Genomic DNA, 22004 nt, shown 5'->3' with positions numbered 1-22004 from the left:
GCGCTGGAGCAGCCGTATCGTGGCCAAGGAGCAGAGCGCCGGGGAGAGCGCACCCGAGAGGTGCCGCCCCACCGCTGAGGAGCGCCGCCCTACGACGCCTGGCCCGTCACCGCGTACGCAAGGAAGACGGCCATGGCCGATCCCAAGGGTTTCCTGACCACGCCGCGCCGGGACCGGCCGCGCAGGCCCGTCGAGGAGCGGGTCCGCGACTGGGACGAGGTGTACGTCCCCGGTGCGCTGCTGCCCCTCGTCAGCGAGCAGGCCGACCGCTGCATGGACTGCGGTGTCCCCTTCTGCCACGAGGCGTGCCCGCTGGGCAATCTGATCCCCGACTGGAACGACCTGGTCTCGCGCGAGGACTGGCGGGCCGCGGCGGAGCGGCTGCACGCCACGAACAACTTCCCCGAGTTCACCGGCAGGCTCTGCCCGGCGCCCTGCGAGGCGGGCTGTGTGCTGGCCATCAACCAGCCCGCCGTCACCATCAAGGACGTCGAGTGCGCCATCGCCGACCGCGCCTGGGCGGAGGGCTTCGCCGTACCGGTCCCGCCGGACCGGCTCTCCGGCCGGACGGTGGCGGTGGTCGGCTCGGGTCCCGCCGGTCTGGCCGCGGCCCAGCAGCTGACCCGGGCCGGTCACACGGTCACCGTGTACGAGCGGGACGACCGGCTCGGCGGGCTGATGCGGTACGGCATCCCCGAGTTCAAGATGGAGAAGCGTCATCTGGAGCGCCGCATCGAGCAGATGCGGGCCGAGGGGACGCTGTTCCGTACGTCCACGACGGTCGGACGCGATGTCGGCGCCGCCGAGCTGCGGGCGCGTCACGACGCCGTGGTGATCGCCACCGGGGCGACCGTGTGGCGTGAACTGGCCGTACCGGGACGGGAACTGACCGGCGTTCACCAGGCCATGGAATACCTGCCGCTCGCCAACCGGGTCTGTGCGGGGGACCTGGTGACGTCCCCGCTGTCCGCCGCGGGCAGGGATGTCGTCATCGTCGGGGGCGGCGACACGGGCGCCGACTGCCTGGGCACGGCCGTGCGGGAGGGAGCGGCGTCCGTGACCCAGCTGGACATCTACGAGCGGCCGGGCACCGTTCGCGACGAGGAGACCGAGCCCTGGCCGACGTACCCGAAGCTCTACCGGCTGTTCCCCGCGCACGAGGAGGCCCGCGCCCTGCGGACGGCACCCGCGGCCGCCGAGGATTCGGACGCGCGGCTGTTCGCGGCGTCCGCGCTCCGTCTCACCGGCGACGCGGCCGGGCGGGTCCGGGCGGTGCACCTGGTCGAGGTGGACGCGGAGCGCCGCCCCGTACCGGGCACCGAACGCGTTCTCCCGGCCGGCCTGGTCCTCCTCGCGCTCGGTTTCCTCGGACCGGACCGGGCGGACGGGCTCGTGAGCGGGCTCGGTCTGGAGCTGGAGCCGCGCGGCACCATCGCGCGCGACGCCGGTTTCGCCACGAATGTGCCGGGCGTGTTCGCGGCGGGGGACGCCGCCCGGGGGCAGTCGCTGATCGTGTGGGCGATCGCCGAGGGCCGGGCGGTGGCGGCGGCCGTCGACCGTCGTCTGACCGACGGCACCACCCGTCTCCCGGCTCCCATCGGCCCGTACGACCGCCCGATGAGGGCATGACACGCCGACGGGGACCGCCCCGGCCGGCCGACCGGCCGACCGGCGCCCCGTGACCCGTCGGCCCGCACGAGCTGCGCCCCGCGGGCCACGGCCTACGCCTTGCGCCCCACCGCCCCGTACCCCGGGATCACCCCGTCGTCCTGGCCGGGTACGGGCTCGCCCAGCTCGGGGTGCCACAGGTGGGGCACCTGGACACCGGGTTCGACCGGTTCGAGGCCGTCGAAGAAGCGGGTGAACTCCTCGCGGGAGCGCAGGGCCAGGGTGACGCCCGCGGCCTTGAGCTTCTCGGTGGCCGCCTTCGATTCCTCGGGGGTGAAGTCGGAGGTCGCGTGGGAGATCACCAGGTGGCTGCCGGAGGGCAGTTCGGCGAGCAGCCTGCCGACCAGCTCGTGGGCGCCGTCCTCGTCGGAGACGAAGTGCAGCAGCGCGATGAGGGAGAGCGCGACCGGCTGGTCGAAGTCGAGGATCTTCCGCGCGCCCTCCAGGATGGCTTCCGGCTCGCGCACGTCGGCCTGGATGTACTCGGTCACCCCCTCGTCGGTGCCGCGCAGCAGCGCCCCGGCGTGGGCCAGCACGATCGGGTCGTTGTCGCAGTAGACGACGCGCGCGTCGGGTGCGATCTCCTGGGCGACCTGGTGGAGGTTGGGCTCGGTGGGGATGCCGGTGCCGATGTCGAGGAACTGGCGTATGCCCTGGCCGGCCAGCCAGCGCGTGGCGCGCTGCATGAAGGCGCGGTTCACCCGGGCCATCACCGGCACTCTCGGGTCGAGGGCGAGCATCTGCCGGCCCATGGCCTCGTCGACCGGGTAGTTGTCCTTCCCGCCGAGGTACCAGTCGTACATCCGCGCGGTGTGCGGCTTGCTCGTGTCGATCTCGACGGGGGGCTGCTGCCCGGTCATGACGGACTCCGTAAGTGTCTGCAACTGTCAGTGATCAATTTCAGGGCCGAACCAGTGTGCGGTGGGGGGACAAGCAACATCGGCTGTACGCCGGGAGGCGACGGTGGACGGGAGGCAACGGTAGAACGGTCGGCAAGCGTCAGGACAGCAGGAAATCCGCCTCTCCCGCTTTGGCTCCCTCGATGAAGGCCGTCATCTCGGCCGAGGTGTAGATGAGCGCCGGTCCGTCCGGGTCGGTGGACTGCCGTACGGCGATCCGGCCGTCGTCGAGCTTCATCGCCTCCAGGCAGTTGCCGCCGTTGCCGCCGCTCCACGGCTTGTGCCAGCCCTCGCTGCCCAGCTCCCGTGCGGGCATGCCGTTGTAGATCCGCTCGGTGCGGACCCGCGGCCGGGGCAGCGGGAGGGAGGAGCCCAGTGCCATGGACAGGGACAGGGACGTGAGGTGGTTCATTCACAGCTCCTTGCGGAGATCCCGGAGGATCACCTTCGTGCGATGTGCTGAGGCGGCCTGCGCCGCCATGCGGTCCATGACCTCGAGGTGGGTCGCCACCTCGGTACGCGCGTCCAGGTAGACGGCGCCGGTCAGGTACTCGCTGTAGACCATGTCCGGCAGTTCGGGCATGCCGAACCGGAACAGCACGAACGGCCCGTACGTGCCGGGGTGCGGGCCGCCCGCGAACGGGGCGACCTGCAGTGTCACGTTGGGCCTCTTCGTGGCGTCGAGGAGTCTGTCGATCTGGGCACGCATCACCTCCGGGCCGCCGACCGGGCGGCGCAACGCCGTCTCGTCCATGACGACCCACAGCCGGGGCGCGTCGTCACGGGTGAGCAGTTCCTGCCGTTGCATGCGCAGCGCGACGTGCCCCTCGATGTCCTCGGGACTGGTCTGCCCGATGGCACCCGAGCGCAGTACGGCACGCGCGTAGTCCTCGGTCTGCAGCAGTCCGGGGACGAAGTGGGGCTCGTAGCTGCGGATGAGGGTGGCCGCGCCCTCCAGGCTGACGTACATCGAGAACCAGCCGGGCAGGATCTCGTGGAAGCGCTGCCACCAGCCGGGCCGGTTGGCGTCCTCGGCCAGTTGGACGAAGGCCTCGGTCTCCTCGTCGGAGACGCCGTATGCCTTCAGCAGCAGCTGGAGGTACGGGATCTTGAGCGCGACCTCGGCCGTCTCCATGCGGCGGATCGTGGCGGGGGCGACGCGAAGGACGCGGGCGGCCTCCTCGCGCTTGAGGCCGGCGCTTTCCCGCAGATCCAGCAGGCGCCGGCCGAGGACGACCTGGCCGACCGTCGGCGCGGACCGCGGTTCACTCACGCTCCACCTCCACGAACTCCATGCACTCCACGAAAAGGATTCCTGACAGCCCGGCGGCGCCAATCCGAGAGCTCCTCGAAGATCCGCCCATTCGTTCGAACGTTTCTCCGGAAGCCTCAACTGGCGCCGCACGGGATGCTGTTGCGAGCAGTGTGCCACGGCCGTCCAGACCGTCACACAGCACTCTGGATTTTTCAGAGTGATGCTTGCCAAGTGTGCACGGCGGGGCGATAGTGGCAAGCGTGATTCCGCCCGCGCCCTTAGGAACAGACACCGCTGTGAGCCCCTCCGGCCTCGGCCCCACCCTGGGAGCCGCCGACGCCGCAGGGGCTGCTGCCCGGCGCCGGTTCCGTTTCGAACTGGCCGCTCATCCGGGTTCCCCCGCGCAGGCCAGACGCCTGACGAGGGCCCGGCTGACCGGCTGGGCGGTCAGCGAGGACACCTGCGACACGGCGGCCCTGGTCGTCTCCGAGCTCGTCACCAACGCCATCGTGCACACGGCCAGCAGCCACATAGTCTGCGAGCTGCACGACGGCGACGACCTGGTGCGCATAGCCGTGCGGGACGAGGGCTGCGGCCCCGACCAGCCCCGGGCGAACACCCGGCAGCAGCCGGAGGACGAGCACGGCAGGGGCCTGCTCCTCGTCGACGCCGTGTGCCACGCCTGGGGTGCCCACGAACACGGTCCCGGGCTGCTGGTCTGGGCCGAGCTGCCCCGCAGGGCGGACCTGGCGCGCCCTCCCGACGAGCCGCACAACGACCTCGGCTGGGGCGAGCGGCCCAAGCCGGACCCCGCCGGCGGATCGGACGACGGCCCGGACGGCGAGGAGGCCCAGCAGCGGCACCACGCCGCCGTGGCCCCGAGGTCCGCGACAGCCGCGCTGTCGACGGCGGCCCCGCACACACATCAGCGCGGGTACGTCCCCACGCGCCGGCACGGCCGCGACGGAGGACGGGTGTGACAGGTGCCCGCACCATGAGTCTGAACACGCTGGTCCGCCTCCAGCGCGGACGGCACACACCGGCCGTACCGCCCCGGCGGCTGCCCGTCCCCGAGGGGATGACGGCGCCGATGGGCTGCGACGCGGTGGCGGTACCGGCCCGCTTCGGACCACTGGTGCTGCCCCGGCTGCCCCGGGTGGGGTGCGTGTACGCCGACGAGGCGCACTGGTGGTGGCTGGTTCCGTCCGATTCCGACTACGCCCTGGAGTGGCCCGCCCCCGCGCGCTACGACACCGGCGCCCTCGTACCGGACGCCACGCGCCTGCCCGACCTGATCCACCGCCCCGACTGCACGCTTCCCTACACCCCGCCGATACCGCTCTACCTGGCGGTGTGCCGCCTGACGGACACCACCCCGAGCTGGTCCCGCCCGGTCACCGCCTAGGCACCGGGCCTCACCCGGCCGCCTGGGCGCCGCCGTCGCCGCTGCGGACCACCACCAGGAACATGTCGGTCGCGAGGTCCATGACGACCTCGGCGGGCAGACCCTCCAGACGCCGCTCCCGCGCGAACTCCTCCGCCGGCCAGGACCCCCGCGGCCCGCCCGCGGGAAAGCGTTCGATCACCGTTCGCCCGTTCACCTGCTGCCTCCCGTTCGGCGTCGCACTCCTGGAGTCAAACGCCGGCGGCAGGTAGAACGCCTCGCCCGGTGACACTACTGAGACCTAATCGTCGTACTCGTCGTGATAGCGGATCCGCTCGCTGCCCGCCGGGGCGCCGAAAGCCGACGCCCGCCCCCTGGGCTCCTCCCACTCCTCCTGCCGGCCGAGTGCCGTCAGGTCCAGCAGGGTGGTGGTCGAGCCGATCCCGTCGAGGCCGCGCCCATAGGTCGAGTAGGTGTGGAAGACCCGGTCCCCGTCCCGTAGGAAGCAGCTGAGACCGGGCCGTTCGACCAGCTCTCCCGCACGCTCGAGCGTGACCTCGAAATCCTCGTCGAAGTCGCCGGGGAAGGAGGAGTACCAGGGCAGCGTCCAGCCCATCCGCGCCTTGAACGGCAGGATCTTCCGGTACGGCGCCCGGGAGACGGCCGCGAAGGCGGTGTCGCGGGCCTTCAGATGGGCGAGGTGCCCGATCTGGTCCAGGAAAGCGGAGCAGCTGCGGCACCCGGCGTCCCACTCCGGCGCGAACATGAAGTGGTACACGACGAGCTGCCGCCGCCCCTCGAAGAGATCGAGCAGCGAGGCCTTCCCGTCACCACCCTCGAAAACGTACTCCCGGTCGATCCCGACCATCGGCAGCCGACGCCGCTCGGCGTTGAGCGCGTCCCGCGCGCGGGTGACGACCTTCTCCTTGACCAGCAGTCCCTCGCGCGCCGCGCGCCAGTCGGCACGCGAGACGATCTCCGGAAGCGACATGGTTCCTCCTGTACGACGGTCCCGTTGCAAGGGGTGACCGACGACGCCTCCGGAACTCATCGGAACCCGCCCGCCCGGTCCCGAGATCTTTCGCACCGGTCGTGCGCGCGCGGGGGCCCCGGGGTCACCGGCCGCTCACGGCCGCACGGACCGCACCCCGCCATCTGCTCGCCCGGCGCTGGGCAGCTCCGGCAGCCGGACCCCGACGCGCTCGCGGCGCCGGTCGAGGGCGTCCCGGAGTTCGGCGAGCTGCTCGGCGTGACGGGTGTCGAGCCGTCCCGTGTCGTCGAGGTGGACGGCGCAGGCGGTGGTGGTGTCGACGAGCCGTTCGAGGAGGGCGGCGAACTCGTCCGCGCCGTCGGCGTGCCGGGCGAGCGCGGGCAGCTCCGCGGAGGCGAGCGCGATGGCGCCGCGGGCCTCGGCGAGGGCGCGGTAGGCCTCACGGCGCAGGACCCAGCGGGCCGTGCGGTCGCCGGACCCGTCCAGCACATGGGCGAGGTACGCGTGCGCGGCCTCCCCCGCTTCCGTGAGCCGGACCCGGATGGCGCCGCCGCGCCGCACGGGCATCGGCAGGTGCCCGACGACGAGCACGATGACACAGGCCAGCAGCGTCTCGCCGATCCGTGCCACGGAGGCCTGCGGTTCACCGCCCACCATCACCAGGGCGAGCACGAGCACGGTGATGACGGTGGTCTGCGCGGCGAAGTGCCGGGCGGCGACCGGGATGAGCGCCCCGCTGACCGCCACCAGCGCGATGAGTCCTTCCGGCCGGGGCAGCACGGCGGCGGACCCGGCGAACAGGAGCGCCCCGAGCACGGTTCCGGCAGCCCGGTTCAGCACCCGCGAGGCGAGCGGTCCGAGGTCGGGCTTGACGAGGAAGACGGCGGTGACGGGCAGCCAGTACCAGTACGTGTGCTGCCCGTCCCAGCGGGCGTGGTACAGGGCCTGGGCGACGGCGACGCTCACGCCGAAGCAGAGGGCGACCCGCAGGCCGTACTCCTGTCCCCGGGGGCCGAGGAGGGTACGGGTGAGAGCGGCGCGGGACCGGCGGCGCGTGTGCAGGTCGCCGCCGTCGGCCCGGTCGAAGGCCACGGCGGCGCGCAGGAGGGCGTCGTCGAGGGCGCGCAGCGCGGGGACGGACCGGGAGGGTGCGGGCAGCGGCCCGCTGGGCTCACCGTCGCGTACGGCGACGGCGAGCCGCCGGGGCCCTTCGGACGCACGAGCCGGTACGGCCTCCCCCGCCCAGGCCAGCGCGGTCGCGGCCTCCGCCAGCGGCAGCGCGGCGGCGTACTGGGCGTGCAGTCGCCGTTCGGCCGCGGAACCGGCGTACCGCCGCAGCCGGGGTCCGGCGAGCGCGTCCTGCGCGTGGTCGAGGGCGGCGGTGAGTGCGGCACGCCGCGCGGTGGCGGCGGGTGAGCCGGCGGCGTCGAGCAGCGCGGCGACGGCCTCGTACACGCCGGCCACGGCATGCCGCTCGCCGTCGAACCGGAAGTCTCCCGCGAGGGACCCCCAAGCGGGCAGCGCCAGCCGCAGCAGGAGCAGCCACGCGGCTCCGGCGAGGAAGGCGAGCGCCCGCTGCCCTCCTGGTTCGGGCAGGGGCATTCCGGCGCCGACGGCGGCCCCGACGAGCAACTGGATCCCGGCGGCGGAGCCGGTGGGACTCAGCGCGCTGACCGCGCCGGCGACCAGCCCGCACCCTGTCAGGGCCAGGGTCAGCGGTACGGCCGGGAGGTGGTCCCCCGCGTACGTCCCGACGAGGAGCCCGGCCGCCCCGGCGAGCGCGGGCACTCCGATCCGGCTGACGGAGGCGCGTCGGCTGCCCGGCAGGTCGTTGATCCCGGCGAACATGGCGCCGATGGCGGCGACGACGCCGAGGGTGGGGTGCCCGGCGAGGAGGGCGGCGACCAGCAGGGGCCCGCCGCCCAGTACTCCCCGCGTGACCGCGCTCCACGGGACCGGTCCGCGCTGGGCCCGCAGGGCGTGGGCGAGCCAGAGGGGTACGGCGGGCGTGGTGCGGGACACGGTGCTCCAGTCGTCTCGTCGGGGGCGGGGCGGGCTCGCGGGCGACGGTGACCGGGCTGGGGACGCGATGTCCACCGTAAACGGGATGGTCGGAGGGAAGGGGACAGTCTCGTTTCCGGGATGTGACCAATGCGAGCGAAAAGGGTGCTCTCGAAGGAACACGGTCCGCGACGCGCTTGTTCCGCGGGATGTCCGCGGGACCGGGGTCGTTCCTCCCTCCCGTGGGCCACGGCTGCCGAGATCGCGGCCGGCCGCCGGTCGCCGTCGCAGTCCTCGTGGGTACGCCGGTGCCCCATGCCTCAGGTCAGCGGTCACGGGGCACCGAGGTGTTCTTCGCTCTACGCGGTGTGCCGGGCGGCGAATCCGACGAACTCCGCCCATGCACCTGGTGTAAGGCTGACCAGGGCACTCGCCTCGTCCTTCGAGTCGCGTACGCGCACGACACCGCTCCCGGCGGCTACCTCAACGCACTGGCCACCATCGCCAGCGCTGTAACTGCTCTTGAACCACGCCAAGTCATCGACGTCAGGCCTGGTCTTGTCCCCGCTCATCTCTCTCCCAGCAGCTTCTCGATCAACGCAAGCGAGTCTGTCGGAGTGAGGGCCTGAGCGCGGAGGATCCCGTATGTGCGCTCAAGACCTCGTACCTTCCGACGCTCTGTGTGGACACGGCTGTCACCCTGCACTTCCGTGTAGGCGATCCTCCGCTCATCCCTGGTCTCCATCAAGGTGAACGGTCCAGCCAGTCCCGCGTGTTCCTGACGAGAGAGCGGCATCACCTGGATCACCACGTTGCGCTTCTCCGCGATCAGCATCAGGTGCTCCAACTGGCCCCGCCAGGCAGCCTTGCCGCCAATCGGGCGGAGCAGGACAGTCTCCTCGATCACGAAGCTGAGGTGTGGCGCGGGGCGCCGAGTGAAGATCTCCTGTCGTGCCAGTCGTGCGGCGACACGCTGCTCGATGATCGCCTCGTCCAGAAGCGGCTGCCACATGGCGAAGACCGCCCGCGCGTACTCCTCCGTCTGCAGCAGCCCGTTGACCAGGTGAGTGTCGTACAGGTGAATCTCAACCGCCTCGCCCTCCAACCGCGCCGCATCCCGAAAGAACGCCGGATACTGCGCCCGAGCCACCTCCTCCTTCCCCGCCTTCAACAACCCACCCGCGTCGAGCAGTTCATCCGCGTTGTCGATGAACTTGGGCGGCGGGATCCGCCTCCCCTGCTCGAAGCTGGCGATGGTCGACGCGGAGTACCCCGCCCTGCTCCCCAACTCCGCCCGATCCAGCCCCGCCCGCTCCCTGCACAGCTTCAACTGCCGTCCGAAGACGTGCAGGATGCCCGCGCTGGCCTCCTGCTCCTGGCCGTCCACCTGCTGTCGCTGTTCTTCCACGCCCGGCACCTCCCGTACATACTCACCGCCGAACACCCCGCACCGTCGTCGCGTACGCAACCAACCCGCCCCGCAGCGGCCCCGTCACGGCTCACCCCGCGTACAAGCCCCGCATCGGCCACGTACAGCCACCGCCGGTCAGCGCGTCACGCTTGGCCGACCCGCACGTTCGCGATGCAGTTCACCTCGCCCCCGCGCGGCGCGCGCCTCGCCGGCTGACACCGCTGACACTCAGCCGGATCGCCGCCGGGCTGTCTCCACGGCCCGACAGAACAGCGTTTCGGCGGCCGTGACCGCGTGCACGAGATCGTCCGGGCTTGCCGTCAGCGACTCCAGCAGGGCGTCGGCTTCGCTCAGCCCCGCCCGGTGGATCAGCCCCTTCTCGTTGGTGACCCACTCCCCGCGCGCCGCCATCACCGCGTGCGCGGTCTGGGTCGCGGCGACGGCGATGCTCCCGGCGACCTGGGTGAGGGCGCCCTTGGGTGCGTGGCCGGCCTTGGCGTAGGCGAGGATGGCGGTGGCCATGCCGTACCAACGGGGCGGGGCGCTCTCGCGCAGGGCCCGCGGGTAGGCGGCGGGGCGGGGGAGGTCGCCGCGCAACGTTCTGTTGATCGCAAGCTCCGCGACGAGCAGGTACGTCGGGATGCCGGCGAGGTGGAACATCAGCGGCTCGACGCGGAAACGGCCGTGTTCCGCCTCGGTCAGCTCGTGCTTGACGACGTCGAGGTCGCGGTAGTGGACGTCGACGCGGCGCCCGTCGACGGTCAGCCAGGCGCCGCCGTTGAAGACGCCGCCACCCCAGCCGCCGATCTCGGAGACCTCGCCTTCCCAGCCGATCGCGCGCAGGTCGTCCGGGTCGAAGGCTCCCCGGTAGTAGACCGCCAAGTCCCAGTCACTGTCCGGCCGTTCGGTGCCCTGGGCACGTGATCCGCCGAGGGTGACTGCCCGGACGCCGGGAAGGGCGGCGAGCCGGTCGGCGGTGCGGTCGAGGAATGCCTGCTCGGGGAGAGAGGGGGGCACTGCGGGGCTCCTGACGGGCATCGGTGCGCGGAGTGGCCGACACGCAGGGTACGGGGGTGGCCGAGGAGGGGCGACCGAAAATTGGATGCGGTGGTGCGCCGGGGCGCACAGGATCGAGGAGTTGTCCGCCCTTCTGAGATCGGAGTCCACGTGATCCGGCGCGTCACCGTCCCCACGTTGTTCCCCCCGCCCGCCTACTCCCACGTCTCCGTCGTGGAGGCGGGCACCAGGCTGGCGTTCCTCGCCGGGTCCGTTCCGCTGGACGCGGACGGGAAACTGGTCGGCGAAGGGGATCCGGTGCGGCAGGCCCGGCAGGTGATCGCCAACCTCGAGAAGCAGCTGCGAGCGGTGGGCAGCGGCTTGGAGCATGTCGTCGCCACGGACGTGTATGCGGTGAGTGCCGAGCCCGCGGTGCTCTCCGCCGTGTGGGACGTGGTGGAGGCGTCCGGGCTGAGCGCCGGGCCCCACTCGTCGACCCTGATCGGTGTGGCCTGCCTCGGCTACCCCGGGCAGCTCGTCGAGATCACCGCGACGGCCGTCGTCCCGGACACGACGGCGGCGGCGGTCTCCTGATGGCCGACGAGCGGACCATGGTGCTGCGCCGAGCCGTTTCACCCGAAGACGCCGACGCCGCGGCCGGCGTCTGGCTGCGGTCCTTCGCCGCCGCGCTGCCGAGCGTGGTCCGGCCGCGGACCGACGACGAGGTGTACGGCTACTTCCGTCACGTCCTCGTGCCGCTGCACGAGACATGGGTGGCGGAGACGGAAGCGGAGGGTGGTGGCGGTGTCGTCGGGGTGATGGTGCTGGAGGGCGAGGAACTGGCGCAGTTGTACCTCGCCCTCGAGTGGCACGGGCGCGGAATCGGTGACCGTTTCGTCGCGCTGGCCAAGGAGCGCAGCCCGCGGGGCCTTTACCTGTGGACCTTCCAGGTCAACGCGCCCGCGCACCGCTTCTACCAGCGGCACGGCTTCGAGGCCGTGGAGTGGACGGACGGCGGCGGGAACGAGGAGCGGGAGCCGGATGTGCGGTACGTGTGGCGGCCGTAGGGCGGACCGTCAGCCGTGGGGGCGTGCGTACCGGTCGGTCGCCGCCACCAGTGCGTCGTTCCCGGTCGGTCCGGCGTCGTGCCCGGCCTCGTCCACGATCACCAGGTCGCTGTCCGGCCAGGCGCGGTGGAGGCGCCAGACGGTGCCGAGGAGGTTGCCGAAGTCGAGGCTTCCCTGGACCAGGGCGCCGGGGATGCCCTTCAGCAGGTGCGCGTCGCGGAGGACCACGCCCTCGTCGTTGCCCTCGCCCAGGAAGTGGTCACGGCCCCAGTAGTGGGTGACGGTGCGGGCGAAGCCCATGCGGAACTCCGGGTCCTCGAACCGGGCGACCGAGCCGGGCGGGGCGGGGATCGTCGCCGTCTCCCAGTCGGTCCAGGCCCGTGCGGCCCGTTCCCTCACTTCCGGGTCGGGGGACTCCAGCAGCCTGCTGTAGGCGGCGGCCGGGTTGCCGTCGCGCTCGTCGGCGGGCAGTTCGGCGAGGAAGCGGGCGAAGGCCTCCGGGAAGATTTTTCCCAGTCCTCGGGTCAGCAGGGCCACTTCGGGGTTCGAGCCGGTGGCCACTGCCGTCAGCACCAGCTCGGACACCACCTCGGGGTGCGTCTGTGCGTACCGCAGTCCCAGGACCGATCCCCAGGACGCGGCCCCACACCAGCCACCGTTCGACGCCCAGGTGGGCGCGCAGCCGCTCCAGGTCGGCCATGAGGTGTGCGGTGGTGTTGACGCTCATGTCGGTGGCGTGGTCGGCGGCGTGCGGGGTCGAACGTCCGGCGCCGCGCTGGTCGAGCAGCACGATGCGGTACGCGGCCGGGTCGAAGTAGCGCCGGAGGGTGGGGCTCGCACCGCTTCCCGGTCCGCCGTGCAGCACCAGCGCGGGCTTGCCGTGCGGGTTCCCGCAGGTCTCCCAGTACACGCGGTTGCCGTCGCCGACGTCGAGCATGCCGTGGTCGTACGGTTCGATCTCCGGATACAGGCCCATCGCGGCACCCTAGCGGGCCGTGCCGCGCGAACTCATCTCTGTTTCCGCGTGGGCAGCCCCGCCGCCCCGGCTGCCGCGTGCAGCACCTCCCGGAGCATGTCGGGGGTGAGTCTGCCGGTGAAGGTGTTGCGCTGGCTCACGTGGAAGCAGCCGTACAGGTGCAGGCCGTCGCCGTCCGGGGCGGGGAGCATGACGTGGGTGCCGTGGGCGAAGGCCGGGCGGGGGCGGGGCACGGTCCAGCCCGCCTCGGTGAACGCGGGCAACGCGGCCTGCCAGCCGAAGGCGCCGAGGACGAGCGCGGCCCGCAGCGTCGGCCGCAGCAAATGCAGTTCCTGGACCAGCCAGGGCCGGCAGGTGTCCCGTTCCCCGGGGGTCGGCTTGTTCGCGGGCGGGGCGCAGTGCACGGGTGCGGTGATGCGTACGCCGTACAGTTCCAGGCCGTCCCCGGCGTGCGTGGAGGTCGGCTGCGAGGCGAGTCCGACGTCGTACAGCGCCTCGTACAGCACGTCGCCGGAGCGGTCCCCGGTGAACATCCGGCCGGTGCGGTTTCCGCCGTGCGCGGCGGGTGCCAGTCCGACGATCAGCAGCCGGGCGTCCGGCGGCCCGAATCCCGGCACCGGCCGGCCCCAGTACGTGCAGTCGGCGAACGCGGCGCGCTTGGTACGGGCGACCTCCTCCCGCCAGTCCACCAGCCGCGGGCAGGCGCGACAGCCGGCGATGCGCCGGTCGAGGTCGAGAAGGCCCGGGAGGTCTTGGGTGTCGGGTGGGCCGGGCAGGCCGCTGGGGTCCATCAGTGTCCTTTCGAGGGAACCACCGGCTTTAGCCGGTGGGGGAATCGAATCCTTCGCCGGGCCACGGAGTGGCGCAGCGACGGGTCGCTAACATGATCCTCCGTCAAAAGTGGTAGCATTTTGGTTGTGGCTAGAGGAGATGTCCGGGAGTCGCTGAACCTGCGTGTCCCCCCGGAGCTGAAGCGGCAGGTCGAGGAGTACGCCCACCGGGCGGGCATCTCGATCAATGCCGCTGCGTGTGTCCTCCTGGCCGACGCCTTGCGCCTGGAGCGGAGGCGCCAGGCGTGATCCGCGCGTACAAATTCCTCCTGCGTCCCACGAAGAAGCAGGAAGCTGCGCTCGGCGAGATGCTGCGGGACCACTGCTCCCTGTACAACGGCGCGCTCCAGGAACGGCGGGACGCCTACCGGCACTCGTCGAAGACAGACATCGGGTACGGGCAGCAGTCCGCGCAGCTCAAGGAGATCCGCGCCTTCGACCCCGAGCGTCAGGGGCGTTGGTCGTTCTCCTCCCAGCAGGCCACCCTGCGTCGCCTGGACAAGGCCTTCCAGGCGTTCTTCCGTCGTGTGAAGGCTGGCCGGACGCCCGGATACCCGCGTTTCAAGGGTGGCGGGCACTTCGACACCGTCACCTTCCCGAAAGACGGCGACGGCTGCCGATGGAACTCGACGCCGAAGGACGCGCAGACCCGTCTCCGTATCCAAGGCGTCGGGCACATCCGTGTCCACCAGCACCGCGAGGTGCAGGGTCGGGTCAAGACCGTCACGGTCAAACGTGAGGGCAAACGCTGGTACGCCGTACTCGCCTGCGACAACGTCCCCGCCGAACTGCTTCCCAGCACCGGCGCGGTCGTCGGGATCGACATGGGCGTCACACACTTCCTCACCACCAGCGACGGCGGACACGTCCCCAACCCTCGCTTCCTCGGAGCAGCGGCCGACGAACTGGCCCAAGCGCAGCGGCACCTCGCGACATTCCCGAAGCGAACGAAGCAGCGCACGAAGAAGCACCGCGCCGCCGCCCGCAAGGTGGCGAAGATCCACGCGAAAATCCGCCGCCAGCGCCTCGACCACGCCCACAAGATCGCAAACGATCTCATCCACGGCAACGACGTCATCGTCCACGAGCGGCTGAACACCGCTGGAATGGTCAAGGCCCCCAAACCCAAGCCCGACCCCGAACAGCCCAGTGTGTTCCTCCCGAACCAGCGGGCCGCGAAGGCGGGTCTCAACCGATCGATCCTTGATGCGGGTTGGGGGGTGTTCCTCGCGATCCTCGCCAGCAAGGCTGAAAGCGCCGGTCGGACCGTCATCGCCGTGGACCCCACCAACACCTCCCGTACCTGCCCCGAATGTGGGCACTGTGCCAAGGAGAACCGCGTCACCCAAGCACTGTTCCAGTGCACGGCGTGCGGATTCACCGCGAACGCGGACCATGTCGGCGCCACGAACGTACTCGACAGGGCCGGGCTGGCCCTCTGCACGGCGGCATAGCCACCGACGCAGGAAGCCCGCCGCTTTAACGGTGGGTGGAGTCACGGCTCCACGGTAGGACGGACCGCCGCCCGCGGGCTCACGGCACCGACTGGGTGGCGCTGCGCGCCGCCGTCGTCACGGCGGGCCGGTCGGGCTCGCGCAGCCACAGGAGAGTTCCCGCGAGCAGCATGGCCGCCGTCAGCAGCCAGGGCAGCGGCCCGGGGCTCATGGCTCCCACGGCCACGCCGGTGAGCGCGCCGACCGACTGCTGGGCGAGGGACTGGACGGACAGCGCGGTGGCCCGGCCGGTACTGGAGACGCGCTGGTGCAGCAGGTCGTTCTCGTTCGGGCCCGCCACGCCGAACCCGAGGTAGACCAGTCCGAAGCCGACCACGACGAAGCCGGTGGCGAGGGGATGGGAGAAGGTGGCGGTCACACCGAGCAGCGCTAGCCCCGTCGCACTCGTGCCGAGGCCGGCCAGCACCGCCCGCGCTCCGCTGCCGGTGACCCGGGCAGTGAAGGGTGCGAGGTGGCTGCCGACACCCGCGCAGACGAACCCCCCGAAGGCGAGCACGGCGAACAGCATGGCTCCGGACTCGGAGGCGCCGGTCAGCGTCACGGCCCGCCCCGGCATGAGCAGTTCGATCGCGGCCAGGGCGCTGCCCGCCGCGGCGGCGCTGAGCAGGATCCGGCGGACCAGGGCATCCCTGCCGCCCAGGCGCACTCCGTCCAGGGCGGCGCCCGGGATGCCACGCAGCACCGAGCGCGCAGTGGCTGGCGGCCGGGGTGGCTCGCGCAGGGCGGTCAGGACGTAGCAGGCGAAGACGATCTCGACCGCCGCACCCAGTAGTACGGGGACGGACAGGGGCAGTACCGCCCGGGACGTCGCCTCGGCCAGGCGTGCGCCGAGGTCGGGGCCCCGGCCCAGCAGCCAGGGTAGGGCCCCGCCGAGCAGAAGGCCGGCGGCGAGCGCTGCGGAGGTCGCGGAACTGCCGCGCGCAAGGCCGGTGCGCAGGTCGGCGTCGGGGCCGGCGGACGCTTGGACGATGTCCACGTACCAGGCTTCCGCCGGACCGCTGGCCAGTGCGCGGGCGGTACCCATCAGGGCCATGCCGAGGGTGAGGGCCCAGACGGTGGTGCCGAGGGCATGGATCAGCAGCGCGATCGCGTTGAGCCCGCCCGCCACGGCCAGGACGGGGCGCCGCCCGAGGACGTCGGAGAGTCCCCCGGTGGGCAGTTCCAACGCGGCCACGGTGAGGGAGTGAGCGGCGTAGAACCCCGCGATCGCGGCGAGGGCCATGCCCCGCTCGGTGAACAGCAGCACCAGCGGGGCCATCGTCAGGCCCGGGGGCAGCCAGAACAGCGCGCAGACGGTGACGTAGCGGCGCCGGGCCGTCCGGATCTCCGGCGACTCGGCACTCACGACGTTCCCTCGGGGTCGGCGGGCGCATCGGCGGACGCTGAGACAGTCGGATCGGCGGGCGCATCGGCAAGGGGTGCGAGGGGCAGCCCGGCGGTGACGAGCACGACCCGTGCGGCGCGGGGGTCGTCGGCGTCGCGTGCGGTGAGTTCGGCCAGCTTGCCGTCGACGACGTCCCACAGTTCGGCGAGCGACTCGGGGGTGAGCCGGGGCATCAGGTCGCCGATCCCGGACGGCTCGACCCACTCCTGCCCCAGTCGCCCGGCGGCGAGGTCGGCCTCGTGCCGGACGAGGGACACCTCCAGGTGCTCGATCTGCCGCCGCCGCGCCATGCCGACGTAGGCGCGGCCCGCCGCCGAGGACTCCATCGCCTCGTTACTCCAGGAGGTGAGAGTGTGCACGGCCCGCCAGCGCCGTTCCCGTCCGTCGCGGTGTTCGGCCTCGGCGATGAACTCGTACTTCGCCAGCACCCTCAGGTGGTAGCTGGCTGACGCCGACGACTCCCCCGTCCGCTCGGCCAGTTCGCTGGCGGTGGCTGGCCCGTCCTGCCGCAGCAGCCCGAGCAGCCGGATCCGCAACGGGTGCGTGAGCGCCTTCAGCGCGGCGGTGTCCCGCTCGGGGTCCAGTACTCGCCTCTGCCCGTCGTTGACCATGCGGCGAGCGTAGGCCGATTCCTCAACATTCAAAAAGAGTTTTTGCAAAACTTTCTTTGGAATCTCGGGCTCCGGCGAAATCACTTCCCGCCCGGCCGTCCCGGACGGCTAAGGTCGGGAGCATGGCTTCCGAGGACCCGAAGACCGCCGCCGCTGTGGCCGCTGCCGAGGCTGCCGGACCGCAGGCCGGCGAGACCGTCCGCACCGACAGCTGGATCTGGTCCGTGCGCCTGCTCAAGACGCGCTCCCTCGCCTCCACCGCCTGCCGGGGCGGCCATGTGCGGGTGAACGGCGAGCGGGTGAAGCCCGCGCACTCCCTGCGCGTCGGTGACGAGGTGCGGCTGCGGCACGAGGGCCGGGAGCGGGTCGTCGTCGTCAAGCGGCTGATCCGCAAGCGGGTGGGCGCCCCGGTGGCCGTCCAGTGCTACATCGACAACTCCCCGCCGCCTCCGCCCCGCGACGCCGTCGCCCCCGCCGGTGTCCGGGACCGCGGCGCGGGCCGCCCGACCAAGCGCGATCGCCGCGAACTGGAACGCCTGCGAGGCCTGGGAGGTCCCGGCGCCCCCGGCGGCACGGCGCCGCGCCCCTGAGCGGGACCGCCCGCGCAGCCGTCCGGGGTGATCGCCCCGGGGCCCGTCCCCTCGCACCCCTCACGTCCGTCACACGTTTTCGGCTCCATGTCCGTCCAACGGACCGGATCCGCAAGCCCGTTCCCCTCCTCCCCCGGTTCACTCGAATCCTCCCCCGGTTCACTCGAACGAGTGGAGAGGCCGTGCCTCGCCGTCCTGGCGTACGGTGAAGTCGGGAGTGGTGGTGACGAGATGCGTACAGGCAGTGAGCCGGTGACTGCACGCAGTGCGCTGCGCGCGCGGCTCTGGCTGAGCGTGTGGGGCGAGGTGTGGACGATCGCCGGGACGGTGGCGTTCATGCTCTCCGGCCACCCGGGCTGGGCACTCCTGTGCGGGGTGCTGTGGCTGATCGTCACGATCGATCTGGTCGTGGTCGTCCGGCGCCTCCGTCAGGGGCCGCACTACCAGCCGGGCCGTGACGTCCCCCCGTACGAGCCGCCCAGGGGCCCGTGGTGACCGTGTGAACGGGGGCGGTGCGGGCGGCCCCGCTCAGGTGTCGAAGCTCGCGGCCTTCAGGTACTCCGGGTTCGGGTCCAGCGCGGCGGCCAGCCGGAAGTGGCGCCTGGCCGGAGCGGGGCGGCTCTGCCGCTGGTAGGTGCGGGCGAGCGCGAAGTGCGCGAAGGCGTTGTCCGGCTCGCGCTCCAGGACGATGGAGAACTCGAGTTCGGCCGGCCTCAGCTGGGCCGCCGCGAAGAAGGCACGCGCGCGCAGCAACCGCGCCGCGGTGTTCTCCGGGTACGCGTCGATGACCCCGTCGAGCAGCTTCACCGCGCCCCGCGGGTCCCGCGAGGCGAGCAGCTGCTCGGCGGCACGGAAGTCGATGACATGGGTCTCCGGCGTACGTCCGGTCGAACCACTGAGCTCGGGCACAGCCGCATCCTTCCCTCGTCGAACCGGTTCAACGCCCCGGGCGGGGGCACCTATTCCCGCGCGGGCCGGCGGGCCGCCCGCTCCCTGCGGACGAGTTCGGCCCACACGTCCTTCACCCGCCGCGCCAGCTCCTCCAGGGGGACGTCGTTGTCGATGACGAGGTCCGCGATCTCCCGGCGCTGCTCGCGCGTCGCCTGGGCCGCCATCCGCGCGCGTGCGTCCTGCTCGCTCATGCCGCGGCGGCCCGTGAGACGGTCGAGCTGGGTCTCGGCGCTCGCGTCGACCACGATCACGAGGTCGTAGCGGGAGGCGAGGCCGTTCTCCGTGAGCAGGGGCACGTCGTGGACGACGACGGCGTCCTCGGCGGCGGCCTCCTCCAGCTCGCGGGAACGGGCACCCACCAGGGGGTGGACGATCGAGTTGAGGACGGCGAGCTTCTCCGGGTCGGCGAAGACGATCGATCCCAGTCCCGGCCGGTCCAGGCTGCCGTCCTCGGCGAGTACGCCCTCGCCGAAGGACTCCACGACCGCCGCGAGTCCGGGTGTCCCCGGCGCGACGACCTCGCGCGCGATGCGGTCCGCGTCGATCAGTACGGCCCCGCACTCGACGAGCAGCCGCGACACCTCGCTCTTGCCGGCTCCGATCCCGCCGGTCAGGCCCACCGTCAGCATGACCCGAAGCTTAGGGCCTGCCACCGACGGCGACGGTGGCGGCCCTGTCTCAGTTGTCGCCCTCGCGCTCCGCGAGGAACCGCTCGAACTCGAGCCCGATCTCGTCCGCCGACGGGATCTCCACCGGCTCGGCGAGCATGTTGCCCCTGGTCTCGGCGCCCGCGGCGGCGTCGTACTGGTGCTCAAGGCCCTGGATGAGGGCCGTGAGCTCCTCGTCGCCCTCCCGGACCTGGCGGTCGATCTCGGTCTGCGTACGGTGGGCGTCGGTGCGCAGGGAGTGCGCCACACCCGGCAGGACCAGGCCGGTCGCGGCCGTGATGGCCTCCAGGGCGGTCAGCGCCGCGTCCGGGTAGGAGGAGCGGGCGATGTAGTGCGGCACGTGCGCGGCGACGCCCAGCACGTCGTGTCCGGCCTGCATGAGCCGGTACTCGACGAGGCCCTCGGCACTGCCGGGCACCTGCGCCTCCTCGAAGGGGCCGGTGTGGCCGGGGACGAGGTCGGTGCGGTTGCCGTGCGGGGTGATACCCACCGGCCGCGTGTGCGGGACACCCATCGGGATGCCGTGGAAGTTCACCGAGAGGCGGACGCCGAGCCGCTCCACGATCTGCTGCACCGCGGCGGCGAACCTCTCCCACTCGACGTCCGGTTCGGGCCCGGACAGCAGCAGGAACGGCGCCTCGGTGGCGTCCTGGACCAGCCGCACCTCGAGGGCGGGCACCTCGTAGTCGGTCCAGCGGTCGCGGGTGAAGGTCAGCAGCGGGCGCCGGGCCCGGTAGTCGATGAGCCGGTCGTGGTCGAACCGGGCGACCGCCTGGTGGGGCAGCGAGTCGAGCAGCCGCTCGGCGATCTGGTCGCCGGTCTCGCCCGCGTCGATGTACCCGTCGAAGTGGTAGAGCATGACAAGTCCGGCCGATTCCTGGGCGAGCGCCATGTCGACGACGGCCAGCCCCTTCGGCTCCCATGCGTACAAACCCTGCGGATCAAGCACCGTGACCGCTCCTCCTCGTGTTCCTAGTGGACAACGTGACGCGCGGCACCGGCATTCCCGGATGAGGACAACTCCCCGAGGCGCGCGGGGCCGTGTCGGCACGCGGCTCCGCCGCGCGGACGCGACGATCCCCCCTCGGCCCGCGGACGGCGCCCGCCCCCGCAGCGCAGCACTGAGGGGCCGCACCTCGAAAGGTGCGGCCCCTCAGTTACCGGCTAGAACTCAGCGACCGGAGGTCAGCTCTGGCCGCCGGCCAGCTTCTCGCGCAGCGCGGCCAGCGCCTCGTCCGAGGCCAGCGCACCGGAGTTGTCCGGGCCCTCGGAGGAGTACGAGCCGCCACCACCGGACGCGGCCGGAGCCGCACCCGCGGTGTCGACACCCTCGGCAGCGGCCTTCTCGTCCGCCTCGCGGGACTTGATGACCTGCGCCTGGTGCTGCTCGAAGCGGGACTGCGCCTCGGCGTACTGGGTCTCCCACGCCTCGCGCTGGGTCTCGTAGCCCTCGAGCCAGTCGTTGGTCTCGGGGTCGAAGCCCTCGGGGTAGATGTAGTTGCCCTGGTCGTCGTAGGACGCGGCCATGCCGTACAGGGTCGGGTCGAACTCGACCGCCGTCGGGTCGGCACCGAAGGCCTCGTTGGCCTGCTTCAGCGAGAGGCTGATGCGACGGCGCTCGAGGTCGATGTCGATGACCTTGACGAAGATCTCGTCGTTGACCTGGACGACCTGCTCCGGGATCTCCACGTGGCGCTCGGCCAGCTCGGAGATGTGGACCAGACCCTCGATGCCCTCGTCCACGCGGACGAACGCACCGAACGGAACCAGCTTCGTGACCTTGCCGGGCACGACCTGGCCGATCTGGTGGGTGCGGGCGAACTGCTGCCACGGGTCTTCCTGGGTCGCCTTCAGCGACAGGGAGACACGCTCGCGGTCCATGTCGACGTCGAGCACCTCGACGGTGACTTCCTGACCGACCTCGACGACCTCGGAGGGGTGGTCGATGTGCTTCCAGGACAGCTCGGAGACGTGCACCAGGCCGTCGACGCCACCTAGGTCCACGAAGGCACCGAAGTTGACGATCGAGGAGACGACGCCGGAACGGACCTGACCCTTCTGGAGGGTGGTGAGGAACGTCTGGCGGACCTCGGACTGGGTCTGCTCCAGCCAGGCACGGCGGGACAGGACCACGTTGTTGCGGTTCTTGTCCAGCTCGATGATCTTCGCCTCGAGCTCCTTGCCCACGTAGGGCTGGAGGTCGCGGACGCGGCGCATCTCGACCAGGGAGGCCGGGAGGAAGCCGCGGAGGCCGATGTCGAGGATGAGACCACCCTTGACGACCTCGATGACGGTACCGGTGACGATGCCGTCCTCTTCCTTGATCTTCTCGATGGTGCCCCAAGCACGCTCGTACTGGGCGCGCTTCTTCGAGAGGATCAGGCGGCCTTCCTTGTCCTCCTTCTGGAGAACAAGGGCTTCGATCTCGTCACCGACGGCGACGACCTCGTTGGGGTCGACGTCGTGCTTGATCGAGAGTTCGCGGCTCGGGATGACACCTTCGGTCTTGTAACCGATGTCGAGCAGGACCTCGTCCCGGTCGACCTTCACGATGACGCCGTCGACGATGTCGCCGTCGTTGAAGTACTTGATCGTCTCGTCGATCGCGGCGAGGAAGGCTTCCTCGTTACCGATGTCGTTGACCGCAACCTGCGGGGTGGTGGCGGTGGTCTCGGTGCTGCTCGTCATGTGGGAAAGGGCTCCGGTACGGACAGTGAGTCGTAGGTACTGCTACGCCGGAGCCTGTTTCGCTCTGCAGAAGCCGGACAGCAAAAGAAGCGCCGTTCCGAACACCGGGCATCCCGGTGG

General features: G+C 71.6%; 25 protein-coding genes and 1 pseudogene. 9 read left to right on the top strand and 17 right to left on the bottom strand.

Going from position 1 to position 22004, the window contains the following annotated elements; all coding sequences use genetic code 11:
• Positions 1–132 precede the first annotated feature (132 nt).
• Positions 133–1629, top strand: a complete 1497-nt coding sequence (locus PYS65_RS27560) for a glutamate synthase subunit beta (RefSeq protein WP_279336639.1) — start codon at positions 133–135, stop codon at positions 1627–1629.
• 92 nt (positions 1630–1721) lie between these two features.
• Here PYS65_RS27560 and PYS65_RS27555 read toward each other — a convergent pair whose 3' ends face one another.
• From PYS65_RS27555 to PYS65_RS27545, 3 genes are all read right to left on the bottom strand, one after another.
• Positions 1722–2528 carry an SAM-dependent methyltransferase gene (locus PYS65_RS27555; protein ID WP_279336638.1) on the bottom strand — a complete coding sequence of 269 codons (807 nt, stop codon included), beginning with the start codon at positions 2526–2528 and terminating at the stop codon, positions 1722–1724.
• A gap of 139 nt (positions 2529–2667) precedes the next feature.
• On the bottom strand, positions 2668–2949 hold the full coding sequence (locus tag PYS65_RS27550) for a DUF397 domain-containing protein (protein WP_202278730.1): 282 nt from the start codon (positions 2947–2949) through the stop codon (positions 2668–2670).
• Between the two features lie 30 nt (positions 2950–2979).
• Entirely contained in the window at positions 2980–3840 is an 861-nt protein-coding gene (locus PYS65_RS27545; protein ID WP_279336637.1) for a helix-turn-helix domain-containing protein, read from the bottom strand.
• A 206-nt stretch (positions 3841–4046) separates the two neighbouring features.
• Between PYS65_RS27545 and PYS65_RS27540 the strand changes: the two genes are divergently transcribed.
• Both PYS65_RS27540 and PYS65_RS27535 read left to right on the top strand, forming a co-directional pair.
• Positions 4047–4802, top strand: a complete 756-nt coding sequence (locus PYS65_RS27540; RefSeq protein ID WP_279336636.1) for an ATP-binding protein — start codon at positions 4047–4049, stop codon at positions 4800–4802.
• Between the two features lie 14 nt (positions 4803–4816).
• Positions 4817–5227, top strand: coding sequence for a hypothetical protein (locus tag PYS65_RS27535; RefSeq protein ID WP_279336635.1), 411 nt, complete (start codon positions 4817–4819; stop codon positions 5225–5227).
• Between the two features lie 10 nt (positions 5228–5237).
• Here the strand turns inward: PYS65_RS27535 and PYS65_RS27530 are convergent, their stop codons facing one another.
• The 6 genes from PYS65_RS27530 to PYS65_RS27505 all read right to left on the bottom strand — a co-directional run bounded on the left by PYS65_RS27530 (position 5238) and on the right by PYS65_RS27505 (position 10647).
• Positions 5238–5423, bottom strand: coding sequence for a hypothetical protein (locus PYS65_RS27530; RefSeq protein ID WP_279336634.1), 186 nt, complete (start codon positions 5421–5423; stop codon positions 5238–5240).
• Between the two features lie 84 nt (positions 5424–5507).
• The gene (locus PYS65_RS27525; RefSeq protein ID WP_279336633.1) at positions 5508–6197 is read right to left on the bottom strand and encodes a DUF899 domain-containing protein; all 690 of its coding nucleotides are present in this window, start codon (positions 6195–6197) and stop codon (positions 5508–5510) included.
• A 135-nt stretch (positions 6198–6332) separates the two neighbouring features.
• Positions 6333–8219 (bottom strand): FUSC family protein, encoded by a 1887-nt coding sequence (locus PYS65_RS27520; RefSeq protein ID WP_279336632.1) that lies wholly within the window; start codon positions 8217–8219, stop codon positions 6333–6335.
• 338 nt (positions 8220–8557) lie between these two features.
• Positions 8558–8770 carry a DUF397 domain-containing protein gene (locus PYS65_RS27515; RefSeq protein WP_279336631.1) on the bottom strand — a complete coding sequence of 71 codons (213 nt, stop codon included), beginning with the start codon at positions 8768–8770 and terminating at the stop codon, positions 8558–8560.
• On the bottom strand, positions 8767–9606 hold the full coding sequence (locus PYS65_RS27510) for a helix-turn-helix domain-containing protein (protein WP_279336630.1): 840 nt from the start codon (positions 9604–9606) through the stop codon (positions 8767–8769). Before PYS65_RS27510 ends, PYS65_RS27515 begins: the two co-directional genes overlap by 4 nt.
• Positions 9607–9837: 231 nt before the next feature.
• The gene (locus PYS65_RS27505; protein ID WP_481007801.1) at positions 9838–10647 is read right to left on the bottom strand and encodes a nucleotidyltransferase family protein; all 810 of its coding nucleotides are present in this window, start codon (positions 10645–10647) and stop codon (positions 9838–9840) included.
• A 156-nt stretch (positions 10648–10803) separates the two neighbouring features.
• On the opposite strand from PYS65_RS27505, the gene PYS65_RS27500 reads away from it, so the two are divergent.
• Both PYS65_RS27500 and PYS65_RS27495 read left to right on the top strand, forming a co-directional pair.
• Positions 10804–11199 carry a RidA family protein gene (locus PYS65_RS27500; RefSeq protein WP_279336628.1) on the top strand — a complete coding sequence of 132 codons (396 nt, stop codon included), beginning with the start codon at positions 10804–10806 and terminating at the stop codon, positions 11197–11199.
• The gene (locus PYS65_RS27495; protein ID WP_279336627.1) at positions 11199–11672 is read left to right on the top strand and encodes a GNAT family N-acetyltransferase; all 474 of its coding nucleotides are present in this window, start codon (positions 11199–11201) and stop codon (positions 11670–11672) included. Before PYS65_RS27500 ends, PYS65_RS27495 begins: the two co-directional genes overlap by 1 nt.
• Before the next feature lie 9 nt (positions 11673–11681).
• On the opposite strand, the pseudogene pip reads toward PYS65_RS27495, so the two are convergent.
• Both pip and PYS65_RS27485 read right to left on the bottom strand, forming a co-directional pair.
• A pseudogene (pip, locus tag PYS65_RS27490) lies at positions 11682–12648 on the bottom strand (prolyl aminopeptidase).
• Between the two features lie 32 nt (positions 12649–12680).
• The gene (locus PYS65_RS27485) at positions 12681–13439 is read right to left on the bottom strand and encodes a uracil-DNA glycosylase (RefSeq protein ID WP_279336626.1); all 759 of its coding nucleotides are present in this window, start codon (positions 13437–13439) and stop codon (positions 12681–12683) included.
• Between the two features lie 126 nt (positions 13440–13565).
• Between PYS65_RS27485 and PYS65_RS27480 the strand changes: the two genes are divergently transcribed.
• Together PYS65_RS27480 and PYS65_RS27475 are read left to right on the top strand one after the other, a co-directional pair.
• A complete protein-coding gene (locus PYS65_RS27480) occupies positions 13566–13727 on the top strand; it encodes a toxin-antitoxin system HicB family antitoxin (protein WP_279336625.1) in 162 nt (53 codons plus the stop codon).
• The gene (locus tag PYS65_RS27475) at positions 13724–14932 is read left to right on the top strand and encodes an RNA-guided endonuclease InsQ/TnpB family protein (protein ID WP_279336624.1); all 1209 of its coding nucleotides are present in this window, start codon (positions 13724–13726) and stop codon (positions 14930–14932) included. The genes PYS65_RS27480 and PYS65_RS27475 overlap by 4 nt, the downstream gene beginning before the upstream one ends.
• A gap of 79 nt (positions 14933–15011) precedes the next feature.
• Here the strand turns inward: PYS65_RS27475 and PYS65_RS27470 are convergent, their stop codons facing one another.
• Both PYS65_RS27470 and PYS65_RS27465 read right to left on the bottom strand, forming a co-directional pair.
• Positions 15012–16337 carry an MFS transporter gene (locus PYS65_RS27470; protein ID WP_279336623.1) on the bottom strand — a complete coding sequence of 442 codons (1326 nt, stop codon included), beginning with the start codon at positions 16335–16337 and terminating at the stop codon, positions 15012–15014.
• Entirely contained in the window at positions 16334–16987 is a 654-nt protein-coding gene (locus PYS65_RS27465) for a winged helix-turn-helix domain-containing protein (protein ID WP_279336622.1), read from the bottom strand. Before PYS65_RS27465 ends, PYS65_RS27470 begins: the two co-directional genes overlap by 4 nt.
• Before the next feature lie 122 nt (positions 16988–17109).
• Between PYS65_RS27465 and PYS65_RS27460 the strand changes: the two genes are divergently transcribed.
• Positions 17110–17577 (top strand): RNA-binding S4 domain-containing protein, encoded by a 468-nt coding sequence (locus PYS65_RS27460; protein ID WP_279336621.1) that lies wholly within the window; start codon positions 17110–17112, stop codon positions 17575–17577.
• Between the two features lie 231 nt (positions 17578–17808).
• Positions 17809–18072 carry a DUF6343 family protein gene (locus tag PYS65_RS27455; RefSeq protein ID WP_279336620.1) on the top strand — a complete coding sequence of 88 codons (264 nt, stop codon included), beginning with the start codon at positions 17809–17811 and terminating at the stop codon, positions 18070–18072.
• A 33-nt stretch (positions 18073–18105) separates the two neighbouring features.
• Here the strand turns inward: PYS65_RS27455 and PYS65_RS27450 are convergent, their stop codons facing one another.
• The 4 genes from PYS65_RS27450 to rpsA all read right to left on the bottom strand — a co-directional run bounded on the left by PYS65_RS27450 (position 18106) and on the right by rpsA (position 21884).
• On the bottom strand, positions 18106–18486 hold the full coding sequence (locus PYS65_RS27450; RefSeq protein ID WP_279336619.1) for a tetratricopeptide repeat protein: 381 nt from the start codon (positions 18484–18486) through the stop codon (positions 18106–18108).
• Between the two features lie 50 nt (positions 18487–18536).
• Positions 18537–19157: a dephospho-CoA kinase gene (gene coaE / locus PYS65_RS27445; protein ID WP_279336618.1), complete on the bottom strand. Its 621-nt coding sequence runs from the start codon at positions 19155–19157 to the stop codon at positions 18537–18539.
• Positions 19158–19206: 49 nt separating this feature from the next.
• On the bottom strand, positions 19207–20145 hold the full coding sequence (locus PYS65_RS27440; protein WP_279336617.1) for a PAC2 family protein: 939 nt from the start codon (positions 20143–20145) through the stop codon (positions 19207–19209).
• A 236-nt stretch (positions 20146–20381) separates the two neighbouring features.
• Positions 20382–21884 (bottom strand): 30S ribosomal protein S1, encoded by a 1503-nt coding sequence (gene rpsA / locus PYS65_RS27435; RefSeq protein WP_279336616.1) that lies wholly within the window; start codon positions 21882–21884, stop codon positions 20382–20384.
• Positions 21885–22004 lie beyond the last annotated feature (120 nt).

This window comes from Streptomyces cathayae, from assembly GCF_029760955.1.
Lineage (GTDB): Bacteria > Actinomycetota > Actinomycetes > Streptomycetales > Streptomycetaceae > Streptomyces > Streptomyces cathayae.
The sequence above is the reverse complement of the archived record's forward strand: the minus strand, read 5'-3'. Positions and strand labels throughout refer to the sequence as shown.